The following is a 21,520-nucleotide window of genomic DNA, read 5'->3' as shown; positions in this document are numbered from 1 at the left end:
CGCTGTGACCGCCCACGGGGAGGGTGAATCAATGCTGGTGTCGGGTGGTGAGGCGAAGTACGTTCGGCGCAAATATCGTTCCCTACGCGATTCGCTTTCGGAAGCGGGTGCGCTTCGCGCACGAACCCGTGTGGGTGACAAAGAACAGCGTCGAATCAAAGACCTAAATCACAAACTCTCCCGTCGTCTTATCACGTTCGCGAAACAGTTCGAGAATCCCATCATTCGGATGGAAGACCTCGAAGGCATCCGCGAGAACAGTTCGTGGTCGGGCGTTCATTCGTGGCACTTCCACCAACTCCAGCAATTCATCACGTACAAAGCCGAACGCGCCGGTATTCGCGTCGAGAAAGTTGACGCCTATCACACGAGTCAGCGGTGTTCGGCGTGTGGGTCGATGGGCAATCGTGATGGCGACCACTTTTCGTGTTCGGAGTGTGGTCGTGGACGCCACGCGGACCTGAACGCTTCGGAGAATATCGCACAACGGGAGGGAGAACCATGCACGGGCTAACGCTTCGGGCGAGTCGAACCGTGCTACCTCGCTGGTTGAATAGCCAGCCGTCTTCGACGCCTGCTGTATGCAGGGAGGAAGGCCCCCTTGACAGGGCTACACGCGCTGGAAAGCACACCGTTGGTCACAACTCGGTGGCGACCTTCGACGTTCCACGCGAAAGCGTACTTGAGAACCGAGGAAACGCGCAACCTGAATCTCCACTTCGTGGATTCCCGCGTCTGTAGGCGCGGGAGGATGTCAATCTACATCTCAACGACAATCTGGCCATTGGAGTGTACGGCAATAGTGTACCCACAGTACTGAAATTCAATGTGTCCTTTCGGATGTGGAAATTCGGCGGTTGAGTACACAAACAAGTTATCAAGAGCATCTGGATCGATGACCGTACTGAGTGGGGCCAGTTCAGCCGCATCAACTCCTTCATGATCAGCAACAGCTTCGATAACTGCAACAGACGGCAGCGAGTTGGACGGTTGCGAGGATGTGTTTCGCTGACTCATTAGTACACGTCTACTGCTACGGGGGGACGGATAGGTACTATACCAAGTTTGTCCGTGTGTCCAGTCTGTTTATAAACTATATTGACTTGTCAGATCTGTCAGTCACCCGTTCATCAACCACTTGGTATTGGGCGCTGCATCCACACTATATTTAGGTAGCGAAACGAGCTCTCGTTCCTGATCGTATACGACGACGTCGGCACATTCCAGTCTCGGAAGATGTGTTTGATAGCGCGTACGCTCACCAGGGCAGACGAGTACAGATTGAATTTCCCGCTGCTCAGCGACAGTCACGGGAGCGTCGCCACAGCATACGAGGTGTGTTACGACGAGTGGGAGAACCACCAGTGTGTCCCGCAATGCGCGGTCTTTCTCATCGACTCGTCACAGACGATTTGATACGCTTGGTCGACCGGTGATGCGTTCGAAAAGCCCGACTTCTTTCCGGTGAAAGAAGCACTCGACCGGTTGACAGAAGAACGTGATGGCTTTGGAGCTGAAGACATCGAGCTTGCCGTCGAATATGAAGAAGAGCCCGGTCAAATCTCCTGACCGAGTTCCCGTCGGTCCATGCCGTACTGAGATTCACGAACCACGAAACCGTCAGAGCGGCTGCCAACCGCTCGGCGCATCGGGTATCCCTCGGATGCGAACCTTGCGCTCACCGGTCTCAGTCTCGCGGAGTTCGATCATGCCGTCAAACTCATTCATTACGGTGTTGATCGTTTGTGGATCGTGTGAGACGTTGTCGATTGTAAAGATGCCCAATCCCTGGGTATCGGAGATACGCGTCGTGTAGATGTGGAGAAACTTGAAGACCGTCTCAAGATCGAGATACTGGAGCAGCGTCGAGACAGAGACGAGACCGTGGCGCAAACTCGAGATATCCTGGCTGGTGAACTGCTGCATGAGTTTGGCGGTCCCGATACTGATGCCCGTGAGATCACCAGGCGACGACACACGTTGGGTGGCGATATCCCGGATCGATTGCTGCTGGCTGCTCCCCGAACAGTCGACGACCCCCACTCGATCGTGATCGAGTGACGTCACCCGTTGTTCGAGGTCGTCGAGACATGCCGCCGCAGATTCGTTCGTCGTGACGATCAGCAGTCCATTCGCTCCGTCAAGCCCTGCAGCAAGCAGGTTCAGCGCGAGATCCTGTTTTCCACTCATGGCCGGACCCGCGATCAAGAGACTCGTCCCTGGCTCTAGTTCCGAGATCGTTCCTGCCGGAAGAACGTCAGCGATATCGTACATGGGTGTTCACTCCGTTAAATCCGTGAATTCATCCCCGTCTGACGCGTCGGTTCCGCTCGAATCATCCATGATTTCGCGGACAGCCCCGACAAACTCGGAGTCAGAGGCCATATCACCCATCGTCTCATCAACGTCGGCCTGATGGCTTTCGATGCGCTCGACCAGCTGTGCGTACTCGTCGTTCGATTCTAAACGGTCCTCTGTAAACTCCGATTCGAGGGCTGCCCGGCGAGCCACGAGCGAGTAGTACTCTTGTAGCTCCCCGTTGAGCGTCGCGCGATGCAAGAGTCGCTCAACGGTCTCACGGAGTTGCTCGCGATCCGGTGGCTTCGTGACGTACTCGTCGAAGCCCATCTCGATGATGTCAAAGCTGGGATCGACCGCTGTCACCATCGCCACCCGGCAGTCGATCGCCCCGGAGCGAATCTCCGCAAGGACGTCTGCGCCAGACATCCCGGGTAGCATCCGATCCAGGAGTACGACATCGATCGTCTCATCGAGTTGAGCGAGCGCCGAATCCCCGGTTTCGACTCGGCGAACGTCGTAGTCCTGTAACCATCGTTCGTACGTTTCTGCGACATCCGGCTCATCCTCGACGATGAGAACAACCGGAGCATCTGAGTCGTTCATGACAAGTCTTGGTCCCTGCTTCGGATACCGTCTCCTTGAGACTTGTTCCCGAAGGGTCTGCAGAGGCGTCGACGCGTGGGGGGAGGACAACGTCATGGTCTCGGGAGTTCAATAATGAACTCGGCGCCCTGTGGCACATTATCTTCGACCCAAACGTCGCCCCCGTACTCGGTCACCATCGAATCAACGAAGAAGAGGCCGAATCCAGACCCGGTGGATTTCGCGTGACCCGTTTCTTCCCGCCGGAAAATCGTCTCCTTGATATCGTCGGGGACACCACGGCCGTTGTCAGCAACCCGGACTGTCACGAAGTCCTCACGCTCGTCGTAGCTGTCGACGCTTACCGAGACACGTAACCCGTCCGTGTCGTTGTGGTCGACCGCGTTCGTGATGACATTCCCCAGGACTTCACCCAGCAATTCGTTTGCCTGGACGGTCACGGAATTAGGAATCTCCGTGTCGAACGCGACCTCGGGATAGGTCGTCCGGACCCGATCGACTTCGGAGCGAAGCACCGACGAGAGAGCGACGGGCTCCAGCTGTGGGTCCCCGGTCCCCGTCAACGTCTCCAGTACTGTCCGGACGCGCTGAATAATCGTGACGATGTCGTTCGACCAGTCGACGATCGTCTCGGCGTCCTGGAGCTGGTCGCCGTCAAGTTCCTCCATGAGGAATTCGGCCCGACTGCGAATTACCGTCATCCCGTTGAGCACGTCGTGGCGGAGAATCGAATTGAAGAACTCCATTTGGTCGGTCTGGTGCTGGAGGGCAGTTTCTCGCTCGGCGCGTTCGAGAGCTGAGCGGGTGTTCGCAGCCAGCAGTTGCGCGAGCACCACGTCCGTCTCCTCGAACTGGCCAGTCTCGGTCGAACCGCTGTTCAACACGCCATACTTGCCGATCGGGACGATCAACTCGCTTCGCATCTCGGTCTCGGGATTGAATCGGTCGTCTTCATCACGAACGTCGTCGTAGACACGTGGCTCCCCTTCTTCGTAGACCTGCCAAGAGATACTCTCCTCCGGCTCGAAGACCGGAAGCTCGTCGAACAGGTTCTCAGCTTGGTTCGACGATGCGACAGGGTCCAGTCGTCTGTGATCCTCGGCCTGTAACCACACTGCCGAAATTGGCAGTCCGAGCGCGTTCTCGGCGGTATCGACCGCGATTTGGCAGATCGTCTCGCGATCGGTCTCCTGCATCATCTCGCGGGTTGCGTCGTGGAGGGCTCTGATGCCCTGCTCACGTTTCTGGCGTTCGGTCACGTCCATCGCGACGCCGATCACATTCGTCACCTCGCCATCGTCCTTGATCGGCTGGTACCAGACCTGGTAGGTTCGCCCCCAGAGGTCGACCGTGACATCAACGGGTTCACCGTCGAGACTTCGACCGATCGCGTCAGTGATCACGGGGGAGTCGCCGAACGTGTCCGCCACCGTTGCCCCGACCATCTGGTTCTGGTCAACCCCGACCTGATCGAGACCCTTGCCGACCTGGAGCGTGATCTCCCAATCCTGATTGATAGTGAACAGGATAACCGGCACGTTCTCGACGACCGTCCGGAGTCGCTGCTCCCGGTTCGCGAGTTCCTGTTCGCGTTCGAGACGGTCCATTGCCGCCGTGGCGTTGGAAACGAGAATCTCCGCCAAGAAGCGGTCCGTTGCATCGATCGCCTCTGGTTCGGGAGAGCCGATGGCGACCAGTCCGTGATTGCCGAGCGGAACAAAGAGAACTGTTCCCAAAGGTATGTCTGGCACCTGACTCCTCTCCAGCATTTGATAGTCCTCAACGAGCACAGCCTCATCGTCGTGGAAGATTTCCATTTCAACCGACTCAGATTCGAGAGGTGGAAGTCCATCAAGTCCGGCTCGCTCTGCGAACCGACGTGCTGGCTCTGCTGCCTCCCAAGGGACAAGCAAGTCGGCCTTGTCGTCGTACTTCCAGACAGCTGTTAGTGGGTACCCGAGCATCCTGTCGGCGGCCGAAATCATCTCTGTCGTGATTTCGTCGGACGTGTCCACAGTCAGGAACTCGCGGGTGATGCCGTGGAGCGACCTGAGACGATCTTCCTGCTCCTTGCGCTCGGTGATATCGCGGACGATGCAGACGAGGCCACCAGTCGGACGCACGGAGAGGGTAATCTCTTGTGGAAAAGTGCTCCCGTCACGACGCTGTCCGGTGAGTTCTCCACGCCAGTTCCCTTTTTCGTAGAGTTCGGGGATGACCTCCTCTTCGACGCGTGCGGCTTCCTCCTCTGGATAGCAGAGGTGCCAAGTGTCGCCGATGAATGCGTTCGGATCGTCGTACCCATAGACGTCGGCATGCGCCTGATTCACGACTTCGTATTCCCCGTCCTCATTGAGAATAGCGATGCCGTCCATCGATACAGAGATGGCTTGCCGGGCCTGCTCGGCTTCGAGATACTGATTCTTTCGGCGGGCATCGTAGTAGCCGACCACGCCGCCGACAGTTGCGCCTTCTGCCATACCGAGCAGAGGTTCATGAAGTGTCTCCACGAACGGATCACCTTCGAGAAGGTGGGTGTACATTTCCCACGCAGCAAACGAGCCAAGAAGGACAGCACCGGCGAGGCTCCAGAGTGCAATCCGGCGGATTCGCTCCGGAGAGAAATCCGACTGTACGAGCCATCCACCATACGCGGCAAGGCCGAGTGCAAGGAGGACTGGAATACCAACCTGGAGGTTATGTAGTGTTGTCCACTCGAGGTTATTGAGAACTGCCACTCCGACAATACCACCACAAAGGAGCGCCCCCAGTGCTGTTACTGACCATCGTCGCCAGGATTCAATCCATGAGAACATACCGATCTGCTTCAAATAACAAGAGGAATGTAACAAAAGTACGGACCGAATTGGTCATCTTGGTGCCATCACAGTTCACTTTCACATCCTAGTAGAGGCGTCTACACGACGCTACCGGTGTCCTTGCGGGCTGAGTCCATATGCTGAAAGTAGTGGTCTTCTGATCTACGAACGGTAAAAACATGGCATAGAATCGCCCCGAGGCATTGTTTTCATCCCGGGATTCAGCGAATCGACTGTTAGATCGCTCGTGCGAACTACCCAGAACAGAGTCCGGAATACGTATTTGATGTAGCTGGCCAACCGTAGCCATGGCCAGTGAAAAAGAAAAGATGCTGACCGGGGAACTGTACGACGCTGATGACCCAAAACTCGTGGCTGAACGGGAACATGCCCGTGATCTCACAAGACGCTATAATCAGACAGCACCGGATGGCGATGAGACACGACGAGAGCTGCTGGAAGATCTACTTGGATCACTGGGCGAGGAGTGTTACGTAGAGCCGCCGTTTCGCTGTGACTACGGATACAACATCCACGTGGGTGAGAACTTCTACGCGAACTTCGACTGCGTCATCTTAGACGTATGTCGAGTGGATATTGGCCAGAACTGTCAGATTGGGCCAGGTGTTCACATTTACACCGCGACTCACCCGCTTGATGCGAACGAGCGGGTCAAAGGACCGGAGTACGGTAAACCTGTGACAGTCGGCGACAACGTCTGGATTGGCGGCCAGGCGGTTCTCAATCCCGGTGTAACGGTCGGTGACAATGCCGTTGTTGGGTCTGGTGCAGTTGTGACAGAGGACGTCCCTGCCGACGTCGTCGTACAGGGCAATCCCGCGACGGTAGTCAAGGAACTCGAGACAGACCAGTAGTCCGTTACTGTTCTATCCACACACTGTCCCTTGGATGCCGCATTTGACAGGTATTGGTATGCCTGATTACGGCTCCGTTACCTGCTTGTCCTGTACTGACCGCATCGAAGGCAACTATTCATCTAATCGACGAGTCTTTTTTTCTCGTCGGCGACGGCGACGACACAGCACATTACCGACAGCTGTTGATTGTACTTAATATAACTAGTGTTAATTATCTTTTCATAACCAATTTATTTGGTACTCCTATGACACAATATCTGTATGACTCTATCTTATTGTCGGCGAACTAATCACAGCATCAACCTCTCCTCAGTAGCTGGACAAAAATCCAGAAAGCATACATGAGCCAGACCACGTCACGCCGGTCGACACTCGCGGTTCTTACGCTCCCCCCAGCGCTCTTTATAGGCAGCTACCTCACGCAGTGGTTATTCTTGCGAGACGGCCCAGTCACGCCGCTCGCCGTGGTGGAGGCGCTCGTGTTTATCGGTGCGTTGGGTGTCCCACTCTATCTCGCGGTTCGGCTTCGAGAAGCGTCGTTTTCCCCAGCGGCGTTCCGAACAATCATCGGCACAACCCTCGGGACGACGGTACTACTAACAGGCATCGTGGCACTCTATCACGCTGAGCTCCGGATCGAGGGGCATCTCCTGCCATTTGCTGAGATCGTTGAGGCTGTGTTGTTCGGTGCTGCCGTTGGGATGGCTGTCGGGAGTGTCGGTGGCCTGTTTCGAGCGCGTGTGATTCGTCGTGAAAACCAGTTACGGGCCGAACGAGAGACGCTTGCTTCCCGGTCTTCGTTACTGTCGACGCTCACGCAGAATATTCCGGCCGGGATTCTGGCAGAAGACGGCGACCGGCAGCTATTATTCACGAACCAAGCGTTCTGTGAAACCTTCGATATCGACGCAGAACCCGCAGACCTCGTCGGACGTGATTGTGCAGCCGCTGCTGAAGGCGTCAAAGACCAGTTCGTCGACGCCGAGCAATTCATCGAACGGACGAATGAGGCAGTCTCGGCTGCGGCGTCGATTCACCGCGAAGAGTTCGACCTCGTTGATGGCCGGACGCTGGAACGGCGGTCGACGCCAGTGGAACTCGGAGCGGACGACACGGGCTATCTCTGGGTGTATCGCGACATCACAGAACAAAAACAGTACGAACACCGTTTGGGCGCACTTCACGAGACCACCAGAGAGTTGATGGCTGCAGAAACGCCCGAAGACATCGCGACCGTCGCAAGCGAGGCCGCCAGCGAGATCCTTCAGCTACCGCTCAATGGAATCCACCTCTATGACGAAACCGTGGAGGGGCTCGTTCCGGTCGCGTGGTCGGACGAGACTGCTGACGTGGTCGGTGAGCCACCCGTCTTCACACCCGACGACAGCGTTGCGTGGCAGATCTACGAGACACAAGAGGTGACGGTTCATGACGATATTCGAGGGGCTGACAACGTGTCCAACCCACAGACGCCGATCCGGACCGAGATCCACTTGCCACTTGGCGAGCATGGGGTGTTCCTCATCGGGTCGACGACAGCCGGTGCGTTCGACCAGACCGACATCACGCTCGCGAAGGTGCTGGCAACGAACCTCGAAGCGGCGCTGGCCCGCGCCGAGCGCGAACAGACGCTTCGTAAGCGTGAAACACAACTTAGCCGGGAGCGCGACCGGTTCGCAACCCTCTTCGAGGCGATTCCAGACCCTGCAGTGACCGTCTCACTCAACGACGGCAAGCCGATCACGCAGGCAGTCAATGAGGCGTTCGAAGAGGTATTCGGGTATCCAACCGAGGAGACCATCGGAACGTCCCTGAACGATCTCATCGTTCCCCCGGAGTTCGCCGACGAAGCGGCCCGAATTGACGAGCGAGCAGTGGCTGACGAACAGATCATTCGGGAAGTCCGCCGGCAAACGGCCGACGGTGAGATTCGGGACTTCCTCTTCCGGAACGTCCCTATCGATTCGGATCACAACGACGCGTACGGCATCTACACCGACATTACCGACCGCAAACGGCGCGAGCGGACCCTCGAAGCCCTCAACGACGTGACTCGTGATCAGATTCAGGCGTCGTCACCTGAGCAGATCTGTGACCTGGCGGTCACCGCCGCCCGGGATACGTTAGATCGCCCATTCAGTGCAGTGCATCTCGTCGACGACGCTGAGCGGGAGCTCCGTCCGATGTCGATGACAGCAGATGTAACCGACTACTTCCAGGAGGGCGATCTTACGTACACGGAGTCAGATACTGTCGTGTGGGAGTGTTTCGACACCGGCGAACCCCGGGTTATCGATGACGTCACAGACGTCGCAGATTCCCGGCTCCCCACCCCAGACACGCCAGTGCGGAGCGCTCTCATCCTCCCTCTGGGAGCACATGGCGTGTTCATTATCTCCTCACTGGACTCGCATGCGTTCGATGACGACGAGATCCAGCTGGCCGAACTCCTTGCTGCGACGACCACGGTCGCACTGGACCGGAAAACCCACGAACGGACCCTGGCGCAACTCCACGACGCAACCCGGAAGCTGATGACTGTCTCCGACGAGCAAACGATCGCCGATCTCACGCTCGAAGCAGCTCGTGACATACTCGGGTTTTCGCTGGTGTCCGTCCGGTATCACGACACGGAGCGGGACGTGCTCGTTCCCGTCGCAGTCACTGAAGAGGGACATGAACAACTCGGCAACCCGACCGTCTTCGACCGGGAGGAGAGCCTCGCGTGGGAGCCACTCGAAACCGGAGCACCGCGGCTTATCAAGGACGTCACTGACTGCGACGCGTCGGTCAATGCCGGCAGCGGGGTCCGAAGTCTGATGATCCTCCCGATCGGCACGCACGGGACACTCAACATCGCTGCCACAAAACCGGCGGCGTTCGACGACGCTGACGTGTCACTGGCACAGATTCTGGCCGCCAATGTCAAGACGGCTCTCGATCGGGCCGCAGACGAACGTGAACTCAGGCAGCGCGAGCGGGAGCTCCAACGACAGAACGACCGCCTCGAGGAGTTCGCCGGCGTCCTCTCACACGATCTCCGCAACCCACTGAGTATTGCGAACGGTCAGTTAGAGCTGCTCGATGTCCCCGAGGAGAACGACCACGTCGCCGCGATCCGCCGGGCGCACGACCGGATGGCCGCGCTCATCGACGACGTTCTAACCCTGGCCCGGCAGGGGCAGTCCGTCGTGGAGACGACACCGGTCTCGATCCAGCAGGTCGCCACCGAAGCGTGGCAGCAGGTGCAGACAGACACGGCTACGCTCGACGTCGATGCCGACGTTCAGGTCGATGCAGACGCGAGTCGTCTGCAACAGCTCTTCGAGAACCTGTTCAGGAACGCCATCGATCACGGTGGCCCTGACGTGACGATTCGAGTGAAACCCTGTGCGGACGACACCGGCTTTCTGGTCGCGGATGACGGCCCCGGGATTGCGCCAGCCGACCGCGATGAGATCTTCGAGCATGGATACTCCACGGTGACCGAGGGCACTGGCTTCGGACTCGCCATCGTCCAGCAGATAGTCGGCGCCCACGGCTGGACGATCGATCTCACAGAATCCGTCGACGGTGGCGCACAGTTCGAGATTAACACCGGTCGGGATGTGAGTGACCATGATAGCTGAGTGCCACAGCCACGCGACCATCGCTCTCAAAACTGCGTGGAGTCCTCACTGGTCGTGTTAAGATAAGGATGAGGCGGTCGGTGTTTCGAATGCTCTATGTCCGAAATCGACCGCCTCACCGGAGATAGCGACTGGATTGATTTGGATTTTGTGGAGCGTGAGCGGACATCCGAGCCGATCGTTGAAATGGGTATTCAGTTGCATCTGGCTGGCTTGTCACTTTCGAATACCAAACAGTATCTTGAGAAGTTGGGTGTCCAACGCAGCCGAACGGCGATTCATAACTGGGTGCAGAAGGCTGATTTACAGCCGACAGGAACGAGATCGTCGAATTACGTTGCGGTGGACGAGACCGTAATTCAGCTCGGGACCGAGCGCTATTGGCTGTACGCCGCCGTCGATCCCACAACCAACGAATTCCTGCACGTCCGCCTGTTTCCAACGACGAATTCGGGACTCACGCTCGTGTTTCTGCGTGAACTCCGCGAGAAACACGACATCGACGATGCGACGTTTCTCATGACGACGCTGCCTATCTCAAAGACGCACTCTCACGACTGGGACTCCGATTTCATATCCGTCGCCACGGAAATCGGAACAGCGTCGAACGTGTCTTTCGTGAAGTAAAATGACGAACTCTCTTGCATAAGAGATTGTTGACACGATTGCAGAATTCTGATGGGTGCCTACAAACACCGACCTGAACGCTTCTCTGTCCCGACCAGAGTTCATCCGACACAAACCAAAACCGAAAGACAGCGAGCCATCAACAATGTGCTACGCAAGAGCGAACGACGAATTTCTTCGTTTTCAAATACGTTTAGTCACGTCGAGCCGGCGACAGCAGAATCCTGGCTCGAAGCCTTCGCTGTCTGGTGGAACCGATGCCAAAGTTAACACGACGTCCTCACTCCCCACAACGGCGTGACAGGGGTGACTACCCGTGCACTTCGATTTAAACCTATCACCGCTCCAGATCACCCTCGTTTATGCCGTGTTCGCGCTGGCGGCACTGCTAGTCTCTGACGTCCTGTTGGTCATGTGGATCAATGACCCGCTACTGCTCAGCCAGCTGGCGTCTCGACCAACCCACAGAACAGCAGCACAGACGAGAAGCCAGAGTACCCAACGGAGTTCGCTTACAGCGGCCGGTATTGGATACTGAACTCACCCCGCCGACCGTGTCGACCCCACTGTTCCTGGAGCTTGCCTGAGAGCGCACAACTGAGGCCCGGCATACTTGTACTGACGACGAGTATCGACGACTATGACAGGCGATGAGGAGCCGGCACAGCAGTGTACGCTGTCCGAACCAGTCGATCTCCACGCTGCCCTTGAAACGGCCGCGATCGAATATCCCGACGTCGATGCGAATCGAGCAGTCGTAATCTACCAGCACGCGATTCTCATGGTCACCGCCACAGAAGGGCTGGCAACCGAAACACGGGAGTTCGATGTCGAACTCTGGCAGGCATCACCGACCGAGCCCGATCGCGATCCTGACTCGCTCCTCGCAGCGTTCATCGACGAGCTACTGACGACGACTGAGACGACCCGCCGTTGAGTCCGCAGTGAATCCGCTATCGAAGCGGTCTTGACGACGGCACTGTCCTGGCCTTTTCTATCGGGAGGGCCGTGGAGAGTGCTACCGATGGCACGGGCACCGACGATAACCGAGGCAGCCATCCGTGACCTCGCCCGAGCGCAGTCATACGACCGAGGAGAGGAGTACTACGAGCACGGTGCCGTCCGCGAGGTCACACGTCGTGGCAACCGTCTCGAAGCAGCGGTCGACGGCAGTCAGTACGAGCCCTATCGGGTACGGATCGAACTCGATGAGACTGGCGTCGTCGACACGATGTGTTCCTGCCCGTACGATCACGGCGGCATCTGTAAGCATCGCGTGGCCGTCCTCCTGACGTACAGCCGCGATCCCGACGAAATCAGCCAGCGCCCACCTATCTCCGAACTGGTCGCCGACACAGAGCCACAGCAACTCCGAAACCTGCTCGTTGCCCTCGTCGAGCATCGTCCCGACCTTGGAGAGTGGATTGAATCCCGACTCGAGACACCACAGTCAGAAGACACAGCCGGCGACGCCCGCGACCAGCATCCAACCATCAACCGAGACGCGATCCGACGGCACGTCCAGTATGTCCTCCAGCCCCCGGGCGAGCGTGGGTCTCGGACCCGCGATCCGTATGCGGCAGTCGAAACTGACGTCGAAGAACTTGGAGAACTGCTCGATCAAGCGTGGGCCGCCATTGAAGCCGGCGACCACGCATTGCAAGGCGAGTACAAAACCACGATTGACATCCTCCCCGCGCTGAAGCGCGAGGATTCCTCCGTTGGAGGTTCGGCTACCGACCCACGGAGGCAACTTGCGGGTTTGTGCGCACTTCTCTGGGACTTTCGTGAGGGTGTGGTTTCCCCGACCAGTCGTGGTCGTCCCACTCGAATCGCACGGGCCGTGCCATCGGCCTGACTTCGCAATCGCTATTTTCTCGAAGGAACGTCTCTGACGCCGTGAGGTCGGCGTGTCTCTCGAAGCCACACGGACACGTCAGCGTATCCCCGTGGTGAACTGTCTCCTCGTGGTCGCCACACTCGGGACACGTCTGACTCGTCCACGCTTCCGACTCGGCTTCGAGAGAGATGCTGTACTCCTCACAGACGCACGCGAGACGGTGGCTGAACTTCTTGAACGCCCAGAAGTTGTGCGTCTTCTCGTTCACCCTGACCGACCAATGTGTTTCCAGCACATCGGTCAAGTCGCCCACGTACACCGTCGCCACGCCCTCGTCGTACAGCCGTTCAACGAGGTCGCGCACCAGCGCGTTCTGTGCGTGGTCACGGCGTTTCGTTCGCTGTCGGTACAGCCGTCGAATCCGCCTGGAACTGTAGCGTCCCTCTCGGAGTTTCGACTGGAGGCGGGCGATTTCATCGGTCGTCTCGCGGAACCGTCCGAACAACTCCCGACCGTCGTAGAGGTACTGGTTCCCAGTGGTCGTGGAACAGGCGACGAGATTGTTCGCGCCAACGTCGAGGGCGGCTTCGTGAGAAGCCAGTGGTGAATCCAGTCGAGAATCAGGGACGGTGACTGGTTGGAAAGCCCTGAACGTGTCGCTAACCTCATCGTACTCAAGTTCCAGACGACCCTGTTTGCCGTCCCACTTCGGGTTGCCTCGGACTTCGAGGCGGAGTCGTTCGTGGTAGCCGAGTCCGTATTCGTCTTTCAGTTCTTGCCCGACAGGGATTTCGAGACGGCTACGCTCCCCCCACCGAATCGTGTACTGGTTGTTTCGGATGTAGGTACGGAATTCGCGTCCGTCCTCCTCGTTGCCCGAGTACGACGGCGGGTTGGCGTCCTCGCCTTTCTCCTTGAGAGCGAAGAACGACTGCCACGCTTCGCTGTTCTTGCGTGTGACCTGTTGAACAGTCGCGCTACCGACGACACCGTTGTAGCGCCCTCTGTACTCAGAGGTGTCCCATACGTCGCCGTCACCGAAGTAGTTCTGACGACGTTCGTAGGTCAACTCGTTCCACAGAGAGGCGGAAGCGTCGAGTAGCCGTAGGAGGCACTCTTTGTCGTTCGCGGTCTGTGGAGCGACCTCAAAGGTGTTGACGCGCTTCATTCGTTGTCACCTTCCTGTTCAGCGATGTACTGTTCGACAGCGCCCTTCGAGGCACTCCCCGCTGTTCCGACGTAGTACGAACGAGTCCACTTCACGCGGTCGTCGTACCGCTGATTATACTTCCGCGCTGAGATGCCCTTCACCCAGTTAACAATGAGTGACGGGGCGTTCTTGGATGGACTCCCGATGAACAGGTGTGCGTGGTCGGGCATGACCTCGGACTCGGCCAGCTCGAGGTCTTTGTCCTCACAGATTTCCGCGAAGATGGCTTCGAGACGTTCCTTTGTCTTCCCCGTCAGGTGCGAACGCCGATATTTCGGCACGAACACTATGTGGTAGTAGAGTTCGTATGTCGCGTGACGGGTACTCTTTACATCTATGCATACTATCACGGTCTGACGTCTAAAAGATTGCCTTGGAACCCCGTCTATGCCATCGTTGGCGGTTGAATACTGTTTGTCGGCTTCATCCCCGCCCTGAAGCGCGAGGCTTTCGCCTCGAATTTTCCGTAACCGTCGTTTCGCCTATTCGTTCGTCGACCGATTCGACCACAGCTACCTGGATGGAGAACGCGATGCCGGCGAACAGCAAGACGAAGGCGATGGTCAGCACGGCGGTCACCGCCAGGACGACGACAGTCAGTAACCCCATCGCTAACGCGGGTGTGGGATGGTGAGCTAGCCAACTGACTCCGTAGCGGAACGCTGCGACCGGATCCGTCCCGTGTGCCAGTTTGACGTAGGTGGGAATCAGCGCGAGTGCGACGTACAGTGCAACGTACGCCGCCATGAGCGCGACGAGTTCGCCAGCCAGCGACCCTTGCCGGAGCGCCGTCACGCCGTAGGTGACGGCGACAGCGCCGAAGGCGACCGGGATACCGCTGAACAACGCACTGGCGACACCGTTCTGGCGCAGGACAGTCCACACGTTGTCCCAGTCGATTCGGTTGCAGTCGCTTCGGAGGTCACGAATTGCGACGTAGGCGGCCAGCGTGACCGGGCCGATAGTCACCAGCGGGAGTGAGGCGAGGGTCCACGCGAGGCTGATCAAGGCGAGTCGGAGGCCGTTGTGGTAGATGAATCCTGGCACTTCGGCGAGCGCGTGGCGGAACGCGGTTTGGTCCGTTTCACTGGTCATCGTGTTATCCCGTCCCTGCCTGCATCTGAACGCTGGAGATGAGCTTGTCCTGGAACAGCAGGAAGACGATGAACAGTGGGAGCGACGCCAGCGCGAGCGACGTCATGATAACGTTCGGTGCCAGCGCGTTCACGTCCCGCAGGGTCACCACACCTATGGGCAGGGTGTAGAGTGCGTCGTCGTTCAGGACGATGAGCGGCCAGAGGAACTGGTTCCAGCTCCAGATGAACACGAACAGACCCAGCGCAGTCAGGATGGGCGTCGACAGCGGCAAGATGATACGCGCGTAGATGCGCAGTGACGAGAAGCCGTCGAGGCGTGCTGCTTCCTCCAGTTCCTCGGGAATATCCCGGAAGAACTGGACGAGCAGGAACACGCCCAGCGGCCCAGCCGCGAACGGGAGGATGATGGCCCAGTAGGAGTTCATCAGGCCGAGGTCGTTGATGAGCGTGTACAGCGGGATGATGTTCACGTACCCCGGAATCATGAAGCTCGCCATGATGACAGCCAGAATCGCGCCCTGCCCCGGCCAGTCAAGTCTAGTGATGGAGAAGGCGATCATCGAGTCGACGAGCAACACGAGGAATGTCGTGATGCTGGCGATGGTGAGCGTGTTGAACGCCCACTGGTAGATGATCGGTTCTTCGACTAGGTATCGTTGCCACACGGCGAAGGTCAGCTCCGGCGGTATCCAGTTGAATCCGCCCTGCGAGAGCACGCTCATCGGCGTCACCGACAGCTGGAACATCCGCCAGTAGGGGATGAAGAATACCACCGCCAGTCCGTACATGACGGCGTAAAGTGCGATTCGATATTGGGTGTCGCGGTCGGTAAGGCGATCCGTCAGCGACTGGGTTGTGTCTGCGTTACTCATCGTTGGTCCCCACGAGGACGTAGTTTAGTGCGGACACGCCGACCAGTATCACCAGCAGCGTGTAGCCGACGGCAGCCCCGAAGCCGAGTTCGCGCGTCTGGAACCCGAGTTCGTAGAGGTAGTACACGAGGGTCTCCGTGCTACCGACCGGGCCGCCTTTCGTCATCAGGTACGGCTGGCCGAACACCTGAAACTGGAAGATGCTTGATGCGATGACGACGAACAGGAGCGCATTCTTCATGTGCGGAAGCGTGATGTCCCGAAACATGCGCCACGGCCCGGCACCGTCGAGACGGGCGGCCTCGTAGAGCCGCTCGGGCACGTTCTGTCGGGCCGCGAGCAACACCGCGAAGTAGAACCCGGCCTGCCACCATACCGTCGTGACGACGATGGCCGGCATGGCCCAGAACTTCGAGTTCAGGGGCGTTCCCTCGAACAACCACCCGAGGTACTGCGTGCCGACGCCACCCTGTGCGAACATCTGCGCCCAGATGATACCCACGACGGAGACGGTCAGGACGTACGGGCTGAAGTAGATGAACTGCAGCACACGACTCCCTTTCAGTTCCTTGTTCAGGCCCAGTGCGAGGACGAGACTGATGCCGACGATGAGCGGCACCGTCATTCCCACGAACTCCAGCGTGTTCCACAGCGCGTTCCAGAATGCGGGGTCTTCCAGCAGCCTTGCGTAGTTCTCCAAGCCGACGTACGTCGACTTCGATGGTTCGAGGAAGTTCCACTCGTGGAGGCTCATGTACAGCCCCTTCAGCAGGGGGTACAAGAGGAACACGGTAAACAGTGCGAGATACGGGGCTGCGAACAGCAATCCAACGAGCAACTCCCGGGTGGACCGGTCGAACAGCTGTTCCCAGCGGCTTACGGTCCGAGTGTCTGTCGTTGCTTCGACGCTACTCATGGTTGTGAATTATTGGTTGAGGGCTTGCTTGAGTGCGTTCGCACTGGATTTCACGCCCGATTCAACGTCGGTATTCTGGAGGTACATATCGACGAACGGTCCCCAGAAACGATCGCTGTTGATGTGAATGGCCGTCTTTGGTTGATAGCGGACCTGCTTGTTCGTGACCATCTCATACATCGTCGAGATGGTGCCGTACTTCTGCCAGAGGTCGGTGTTCTTGACTTCGCTGGAGGTGGCGACAGATTTCGCGGCAGGGAGGTGGCCACCGGCCGAGGCCCACAGCGTGTTGTTCTGGGTGACGTACTCGGCGAACTCGACAGCCGCCTGTTTCTCGGCGTCGGAGTGGCTCTCGTTTTTCGGGAAGTACAGCGAATTGGACTCACACCATGCCACGTCGTCGCCCTCACCGGGGAACATGAAGGGATTCTGGAAGCTGAAGGAGAGGTCCTCGGGAATCTTGCCACTCTCGTTCTCGAAGTTGTTGACTGACCAGGTGCCGGCAATGAACATCCCGAGGTCACCGCTGACGAAGTCTTGCACGCGTGCGGAGTCGCTCTGGAACTGCGGGGTGTCCCAGCCGAAATCGCCGGTGATCTTCGTCATCAGGTCGGCCGTCTGCATGCCGACGTCGTTGTCGTAGGCCACTTTGTAACTTCCCGGTTCGCCAGTGACGATGTTCCCGCCGGCCTGCGTGAGTGCGATGATGTACGCCCGGAACGCGGCCTGACCGATGTTCCAGTTAATAAAGGAGAACGCACGAGAGTCCGTGTCGCTGACGATGGTGTCACAGGCATCCGAGAACGCCTGCCAGTCAGTAAAGTCTGGGTCGACGCCAGCCGATTCCAGCACACCGTCGTTCGTATACAGCGCCTTCCCGTGGATATCTATCGGCAGGGCGTACGTCGAGCCGTCGACCTGCAGGTTGTCCCACGCGATGTCGAAGTACTTGTTTTTCGCGCCGTCGGAGAGGTAATCATCGATCGAGTGGGTAATCGGCTTCAGGTGGCGTCCATAGGAGCCGTAGTAGCTCGCGACGTGGGGCGCGTTGCCGGAGTTGACAGAGGTGAACAGTTTGTTGAGGAACTCCCCGAAGGGGACGCTCTGTTTGTTGACGTGGATGCCGTTGTCCTGCGAATTGAACTCGTCTACGAGGGCCGTCATCTCCTCGTTCTCCTGTGCACCGAAGTACATCCAGTAGTCTATCTCGACGTCACCGCTGGCGGCACCGTCGCTCCCAGTGTTTCCATCGCTACTGCTGCCGTCGCCGCTGCTCCCCCCGCCACCCGTCAGGCCGGCGCAACCGGCGATGCCTGCCGCGAGTGCGGCACCGCCCGCGCTCAGGACTCGACGGCGGTTCATTTTCGTGCTGTTCGACCCTTCGGATTCGCTGTTACGTTGTGACATGGTTGCTGTATTATTTACTATCGTTGGTAATCCTAATCGCACTATGCAGTGACTGAGGAGCTGTCGACATCGGCCGTCATCCCCTCTTCGACGACGAGGTTCTCGCCCGTCTCGGCGTCGAAGACGTGCAGATGTTCCGGTGGGAGCGAGAATTCGACGGTCTCGCCCCACTCGAACCGGGTATTGCCGTCGACGCGGACCGTCCACTCGGTGTCACCTTTTGAAAGGTAGAGGTAGTTGTCGCTCCCCTCGTGTTCGAGGACGTCCAGCGTCGCGGTGACGGTATCCTCGCCATCGGTGTCGACGGTGATGTGTTCGGGCCGGATGCCAAGGACGAGGCTATCGCTCCGGGCGTTCTCGCGGACGACGCTTGCGAAGGAGCTTGGAATCGCGTAGTCGAAGTCATCGCCGTAGAGGACGTCCTCCTCCAGCGAGACGTCGAAGAAGTTCATCGAGGGCGACCCGATGAAGTCCGCGACGAACTTGTTAACCGGGTCAGCGTACACCTCGGCTGGCGTCCCAACTTGTTGAATCGTCCCGTCGTTGAGGATGACGATGCGGTCGCTCATCGTCATCGCCTCCGTCTGGTCGTGGGTGACGTAGACGGCGGTGGTCTCCAGTTCCTCCTGGATGCGCTGGAGTTCTGTGCGCATGTGCAAGCGGAGTTTGGCGTCTAAATTGCTGAGCGGTTCGTCGAACAGGAACACGTCGGGTTGCCGGACGATGGCGCGACCGGTGGCGACCCGTTGTTGTTGCCCGCCAGAGAGGTTGTTGGGCTTCTTGTCGAGCAGGTCACCGATACCCATCATCTCTGCCGTGTCCTCGACGCGCCGGCGAATCTCGTCGTCGCCGAGGTCCGTCGTCAGTTTCAATCCGTAGGACATGTTCTGTCGGACGCTCATGTGCGGATACAACGCGTAGTTCTGGAAGACCATCGCAACGCCGCGGTTCTGTGGCGCGATGTCGTTTACGACGGTGTCGTCGATGCGTATCTCGCCGCCGGTGATGTCCTCCAATCCGGCAATCATCCGCAGGAGCGTCGACTTTCCGGACCCAGAGGGGCCGACGATGGTGAGGAACTCCCCGTCTCGGACGTTCAGGCTCACATCGTCGACGGCCCGAATCGTTCCGGCGTCGGAGTCGTACTCCTTTCGTACATTGTCTATTGTGATACGACCCATCGACAACAACACTCGTGCGCTACCATATCAAGTTTTCCCAACTAGAGTGATTAATATTCTCCAGCGGCGAGTTCCCACAGGTCGAGGGACCTGATGGTCACCTCGCAATCGTCGGCGTACAGTCCGATCCCTGTGCTGTCCGCTCGCGTCGGGTAGATCCGGGAGGTGAGCGCCTGCGCGTCATTCGTGAACAGTTCGAGGACCGACCGATCGAGGAACAGGTGGAGCGAGAACGTCCCGTCCTCGTCAAGCGTGATGGGCATCGAGTGCGGACTGTCAGCCGCCGCGTGGCTGTTGGACGACTGCGAGCGGTCGACAACCACCTCGCGGTGGCGAATCTTACACCGGACGACCGTGCGCTCCTCGCCGTCGGGAGTCTCCCGCAGAACGAGGCCGAACTCGCCCACGTTCCGCGCATCGACGGTCATCTTTATTTCCAGCGTATCTCCCTTGATGTCGGCGAGCGGGTTCTTGCCGCCTGGAGAGATGTCGAGGTCACTGAACGAGTGATGGGTGTCCCTGAGCGCCTCAAGTTCCGACGGAAGCGAGAACGCCGGCGTGCCGTCCTCGGACAGCGAGACGACGCGTGGCAGGGACATCGCACCGGACCATCCGGCGTCCCACTGGGCCGCCCTGTCTCGGTCCTCTTTCAGCCATCCGAACATGAGCGTCCGACCGTCGTCCGCCTCGAACGACTGCGGGGCGTAGAAGACGCCGTGATCGAGGACGCCGTGGTCCTCGGGTTCGAACCGCTTCGTCGCCTCGTTGTACTCGCCGCTGAAGTACGCGACCTTCGAGTAGTCCGAGACGTGGAGCAGGGACCCTTTGTCGAACCGCAGGAGTTCCGGACACTCCCAGATGGGGCCTGACTTCCGCCAGTCGCCAGTCAGAATCGGATGGCAGTACTCCCACTCAAGGAGGTCCTCGGACTCGAACAACAGCGCGGCACCCCCTTCACCTTCGATACCGGAGCCGACGATCTGATACCACGTATCGCCGGTCCGCCAGACGCAGTGGTCGCGAAACTCCGCGTGCCAGTCAATGCTCTGTAGCACGTCCACCTCGTCGGGCATCCCCGTGATAAGCGGGTTCTCGGGCGCTTTGGTCCACGTCCGGAGCGCGTCGTCCTTGGCACGAGCGAGACACGGCAGTTGATCCCCGTCGTCGCCGCCGGTGTACATCACGCTCGGCGTGCCCTCGTCGTCGACGAAACACCCGGACCAGACGCCGACGGCGTCCGGACCCTCGGGGTCGGGTGCGAGCGCTATCGGTTCGTCCTCCCAGTGGACGAGGTCGTCGGAGACGGCATGGCCCCAGTGAATGCTGTCGTGGAACGGCCCTGCTGGGTTGTACTGGTAGAAGAGGTGATAGCGACCGTTCCACTGGACGAGACCGTTGGGATCATTGAGCCAGTTCGCGGGCGGCGTGAAGTGATACGCAGGCCGGTGGTTCGCGTCGGGTACCGCTTCGCGCATCGCCTCGAACTCCTCGCGGCCTTTCGGTCGGCCGATTGTCAGCGGGTCCGACCCTTCGCCCGCGGCGTAGGCGAGACAGTTGTTGAGAAGCGTCTCCTGTACGTCGGTCTGGAGGCCAGCGAGACCGTGACCGACGCCGACGACCCGACCGTCGCCAACCTCCCAGCGGAGGATGGATTTACGGTTCGGACGGTCGGCCCCGTCGTCGCGTCGGGCCGCGAGAACGTCGGCGTCGCTTGGATGGAGCGAGTCGTAGTGGACGGAGACGGCGTCCATAGTGGGTTCAATGGAAGGCCGGAGACCGTCGATGCCGTCGAATATCGGGTGATCGTTGAAGAGACGGCGGACGAGGAATCCCGTCTCGTCGACGTCGACGCGGCCGACTGAATCAGGTTCGTACGCCTCGATACCGAGTTCGGCCGCCGCCTCGACGGCGCCGTGGGTAAGCAGGAGGCCGCCACCGTCCGCGACGAACTCGAGTAATCCGTCACCGACCGCTTCGAGGTGCTGTCTGGCGGCGTCATCGAGCGCCGAGTCACGGTGCATCCAAAGCACGTCGTACTTGTCCAGCGCCTCAGCGGAGAGGTCCGCGAGCGACCGCGTCTCGTGCGGTAAATCGGGTTCAGGCGGTGTATCGGCAACAAGAAGCGTCCTTTCGGGACGGG

18 protein-coding genes and 3 pseudogenes are annotated in these 21,520 nt (G+C 58.9%); 8 read left to right on the top strand and 13 right to left on the bottom strand.

Features of this window, described 5'->3' with window-relative positions; translation table 11 throughout:
* On the top strand, positions 1 to 514 hold a 514-nt coding region (locus EGH21_RS21650), incomplete at its 5' end, for an RNA-guided endonuclease TnpB family protein (RefSeq protein ID WP_220620489.1).
* A 245-nt stretch (positions 515 to 759) separates the two neighbouring features.
* Here EGH21_RS21650 and ddfA read toward each other — a convergent pair.
* On the bottom strand, positions 760 to 1,017 hold the full coding sequence (gene ddfA / locus EGH21_RS21645; RefSeq protein WP_220620488.1) for a DdfA family disk-determining factor: 258 nt from the start codon (positions 1,015 to 1,017) through the stop codon (positions 760 to 762).
* A 219-nt stretch (positions 1,018 to 1,236) separates the two neighbouring features.
* On the opposite strand from ddfA, the gene EGH21_RS24270 reads away from it, so the two are divergent.
* The gene (locus EGH21_RS24270) at positions 1,237 to 1,416 is read left to right on the top strand and encodes a redoxin domain-containing protein (protein WP_236035749.1); all 180 of its coding nucleotides are present in this window, start codon (positions 1,237 to 1,239) and stop codon (positions 1,414 to 1,416) included.
* Positions 1,417 to 1,620: 204 nt separating this feature from the next.
* On the opposite strand, the gene EGH21_RS21635 is transcribed toward EGH21_RS24270, so the two are convergent.
* The 3 genes from EGH21_RS21635 to EGH21_RS21625 all read right to left on the bottom strand — a co-directional run bounded on the left by EGH21_RS21635 (position 1,621) and on the right by EGH21_RS21625 (position 5,642).
* Entirely contained in the window at positions 1,621 to 2,274 is a 654-nt protein-coding gene (locus tag EGH21_RS21635) for a DUF7504 family protein (protein WP_220620487.1), read from the bottom strand.
* 6 nt (positions 2,275 to 2,280) lie between these two features.
* Entirely contained in the window at positions 2,281 to 2,904 is a 624-nt protein-coding gene (locus EGH21_RS21630; protein ID WP_220620486.1) for a response regulator, read from the bottom strand.
* Between the two features lie 92 nt (positions 2,905 to 2,996).
* Positions 2,997 to 5,642 carry a GAF domain-containing protein gene (locus EGH21_RS21625; RefSeq protein WP_220620485.1) on the bottom strand — a complete coding sequence of 882 codons (2,646 nt, stop codon included), beginning with the start codon at positions 5,640 to 5,642 and terminating at the stop codon, positions 2,997 to 2,999.
* A gap of 389 nt (positions 5,643 to 6,031) precedes the next feature.
* Between EGH21_RS21625 and EGH21_RS21620 the strand changes: the two genes are divergently transcribed.
* The 6 genes and pseudogenes from EGH21_RS21620 to EGH21_RS24820 all read left to right on the top strand — a co-directional run.
* Entirely contained in the window at positions 6,032 to 6,598 is a 567-nt protein-coding gene (locus tag EGH21_RS21620; RefSeq protein ID WP_220620484.1) for a sugar O-acetyltransferase, read from the top strand.
* A 344-nt stretch (positions 6,599 to 6,942) separates the two neighbouring features.
* Positions 6,943 to 10,230, top strand: a complete 3,288-nt coding sequence (locus EGH21_RS21615) for a GAF domain-containing protein (protein ID WP_220620483.1) — start codon at positions 6,943 to 6,945, stop codon at positions 10,228 to 10,230.
* Positions 10,231 to 10,326: 96 nt separating this feature from the next.
* Positions 10,327 to 10,859, top strand: a pseudogene (locus EGH21_RS21610) (IS6 family transposase); the annotation flags it as partial.
* A 163-nt stretch (positions 10,860 to 11,022) separates the two neighbouring features.
* Positions 11,023 to 11,127: pseudogene (locus tag EGH21_RS21605) on the top strand (IS6 family transposase); the annotation flags it as partial.
* A gap of 370 nt (positions 11,128 to 11,497) precedes the next feature.
* Entirely contained in the window at positions 11,498 to 11,794 is a 297-nt protein-coding gene (locus EGH21_RS21600; RefSeq protein WP_220620481.1) for a hypothetical protein, read from the top strand.
* Between the two features lie 87 nt (positions 11,795 to 11,881).
* Positions 11,882 to 12,103, top strand: a pseudogene (locus tag EGH21_RS24820) (SWIM zinc finger family protein); the annotation flags it as partial.
* A 204-nt stretch (positions 12,104 to 12,307) separates the two neighbouring features.
* Here the strand turns inward: EGH21_RS24820 and EGH21_RS24260 are convergent.
* From EGH21_RS24260 to EGH21_RS21555, 9 genes are all read right to left on the bottom strand, one after another.
* A complete protein-coding gene (locus EGH21_RS24260; RefSeq protein ID WP_236035754.1) occupies positions 12,308 to 12,481 on the bottom strand; it encodes a hypothetical protein in 174 nt (57 codons plus the stop codon).
* A gap of 109 nt (positions 12,482 to 12,590) precedes the next feature.
* On the bottom strand, positions 12,591 to 13,865 hold the full coding sequence (locus EGH21_RS21590) for an RNA-guided endonuclease InsQ/TnpB family protein (RefSeq protein WP_220620480.1): 1,275 nt from the start codon (positions 13,863 to 13,865) through the stop codon (positions 12,591 to 12,593).
* Positions 13,862 to 14,245: an IS200/IS605 family transposase gene (gene tnpA / locus EGH21_RS21585; RefSeq protein ID WP_220620492.1), complete on the bottom strand. Its 384-nt coding sequence runs from the start codon at positions 14,243 to 14,245 to the stop codon at positions 13,862 to 13,864. Before tnpA ends, EGH21_RS21590 begins: the two co-directional genes overlap by 4 nt.
* Positions 14,246 to 14,330: 85 nt before the next feature.
* Entirely contained in the window at positions 14,331 to 15,002 is a 672-nt protein-coding gene (locus tag EGH21_RS21580) for a hypothetical protein (RefSeq protein ID WP_220620479.1), read from the bottom strand.
* A 4-nt stretch (positions 15,003 to 15,006) separates the two neighbouring features.
* Positions 15,007 to 15,876: a carbohydrate ABC transporter permease gene (locus EGH21_RS21575; RefSeq protein WP_220620478.1), complete on the bottom strand. Its 870-nt coding sequence runs from the start codon at positions 15,874 to 15,876 to the stop codon at positions 15,007 to 15,009.
* Positions 15,869 to 16,630: a carbohydrate ABC transporter permease gene (locus EGH21_RS21570; protein ID WP_220620491.1), complete on the bottom strand. Its 762-nt coding sequence runs from the start codon at positions 16,628 to 16,630 to the stop codon at positions 15,869 to 15,871. Before EGH21_RS21570 ends, EGH21_RS21575 begins: the two co-directional genes overlap by 8 nt.
* Positions 16,631 to 16,801: 171 nt before the next feature.
* On the bottom strand, positions 16,802 to 18,154 hold the full coding sequence (locus tag EGH21_RS21565; RefSeq protein ID WP_236035746.1) for an extracellular solute-binding protein: 1,353 nt from the start codon (positions 18,152 to 18,154) through the stop codon (positions 16,802 to 16,804).
* Positions 18,155 to 18,240: 86 nt separating this feature from the next.
* Positions 18,241 to 19,380, bottom strand: coding sequence for an ABC transporter ATP-binding protein (locus EGH21_RS21560; protein WP_220620476.1), 1,140 nt, complete (start codon positions 19,378 to 19,380; stop codon positions 18,241 to 18,243).
* A gap of 50 nt (positions 19,381 to 19,430) precedes the next feature.
* Entirely contained in the window at positions 19,431 to 21,401 is a 1,971-nt protein-coding gene (locus EGH21_RS21555; protein WP_220620475.1) for a GH32 C-terminal domain-containing protein, read from the bottom strand.
* Between the last annotated feature and the right edge of the window lie 119 nt (positions 21,402 to 21,520).

The sequence above is a fragment of the Haloarcula rubra genome (genome assembly GCF_019599465.1).
In the GTDB taxonomy this organism is placed as follows: Archaea; Halobacteriota; Halobacteria; order Halobacteriales; family Haloarculaceae; genus Haloarcula; species Haloarcula rubra.
This window is presented reverse-complemented; position numbering and strand designations above follow the sequence as displayed.

Excerpts from the sequence above, each read along its gene's own strand:
- ddfA (WP_220620488.1), bottom strand. The coding sequence starts at position 1,017 with ATGAGTCAGCGAAACACATCCTCGCAACCGTCCAACTCGCTGCCGTCT.
- EGH21_RS24270 (WP_236035749.1), top strand. The coding sequence starts at position 1,237 with ATGTGTTTGATAGCGCGTACGCTCACCAGGGCAGACGAGTACAGATTG.
- EGH21_RS21635 (WP_220620487.1), bottom strand. The coding sequence starts at position 2,274 with ATGTACGATATCGCTGACGTTCTTCCGGCAGGAACGATCTCGGAACTA.
- EGH21_RS21630 (WP_220620486.1), bottom strand. The coding sequence starts at position 2,904 with ATGAACGACTCAGATGCTCCGGTTGTTCTCATCGTCGAGGATGAGCCG.
- EGH21_RS21620 (WP_220620484.1), top strand. The coding sequence starts at position 6,032 with ATGGCCAGTGAAAAAGAAAAGATGCTGACCGGGGAACTGTACGACGCT.
- EGH21_RS21615 (WP_220620483.1), top strand. The coding sequence starts at position 6,943 with ATGAGCCAGACCACGTCACGCCGGTCGACACTCGCGGTTCTTACGCTC.
- EGH21_RS21600 (WP_220620481.1), top strand. The coding sequence starts at position 11,498 with ATGACAGGCGATGAGGAGCCGGCACAGCAGTGTACGCTGTCCGAACCA.
- EGH21_RS21590 (WP_220620480.1), bottom strand. The coding sequence starts at position 13,865 with ATGAAGCGCGTCAACACCTTTGAGGTCGCTCCACAGACCGCGAACGAC.
- EGH21_RS21580 (WP_220620479.1), bottom strand. The coding sequence starts at position 15,002 with ATGACCAGTGAAACGGACCAAACCGCGTTCCGCCACGCGCTCGCCGAA.
- EGH21_RS21575 (WP_220620478.1), bottom strand. The coding sequence starts at position 15,876 with ATGAGTAACGCAGACACAACCCAGTCGCTGACGGATCGCCTTACCGAC.
- EGH21_RS21570 (WP_220620491.1), bottom strand. The coding sequence starts at position 16,630 with ATGAGCCTCCACGAGTGGAACTTCCTCGAACCATCGAAGTCGACGTAC.
- EGH21_RS21565 (WP_236035746.1), bottom strand. The coding sequence starts at position 18,154 with ATGAACCGCCGTCGAGTCCTGAGCGCGGGCGGTGCCGCACTCGCGGCA.
- EGH21_RS21560 (WP_220620476.1), bottom strand. The coding sequence starts at position 19,380 with ATGGGTCGTATCACAATAGACAATGTACGAAAGGAGTACGACTCCGAC.
- EGH21_RS21555 (WP_220620475.1), bottom strand. The coding sequence starts at position 21,401 with ATGCACCGTGACTCGGCGCTCGATGACGCCGCCAGACAGCACCTCGAA.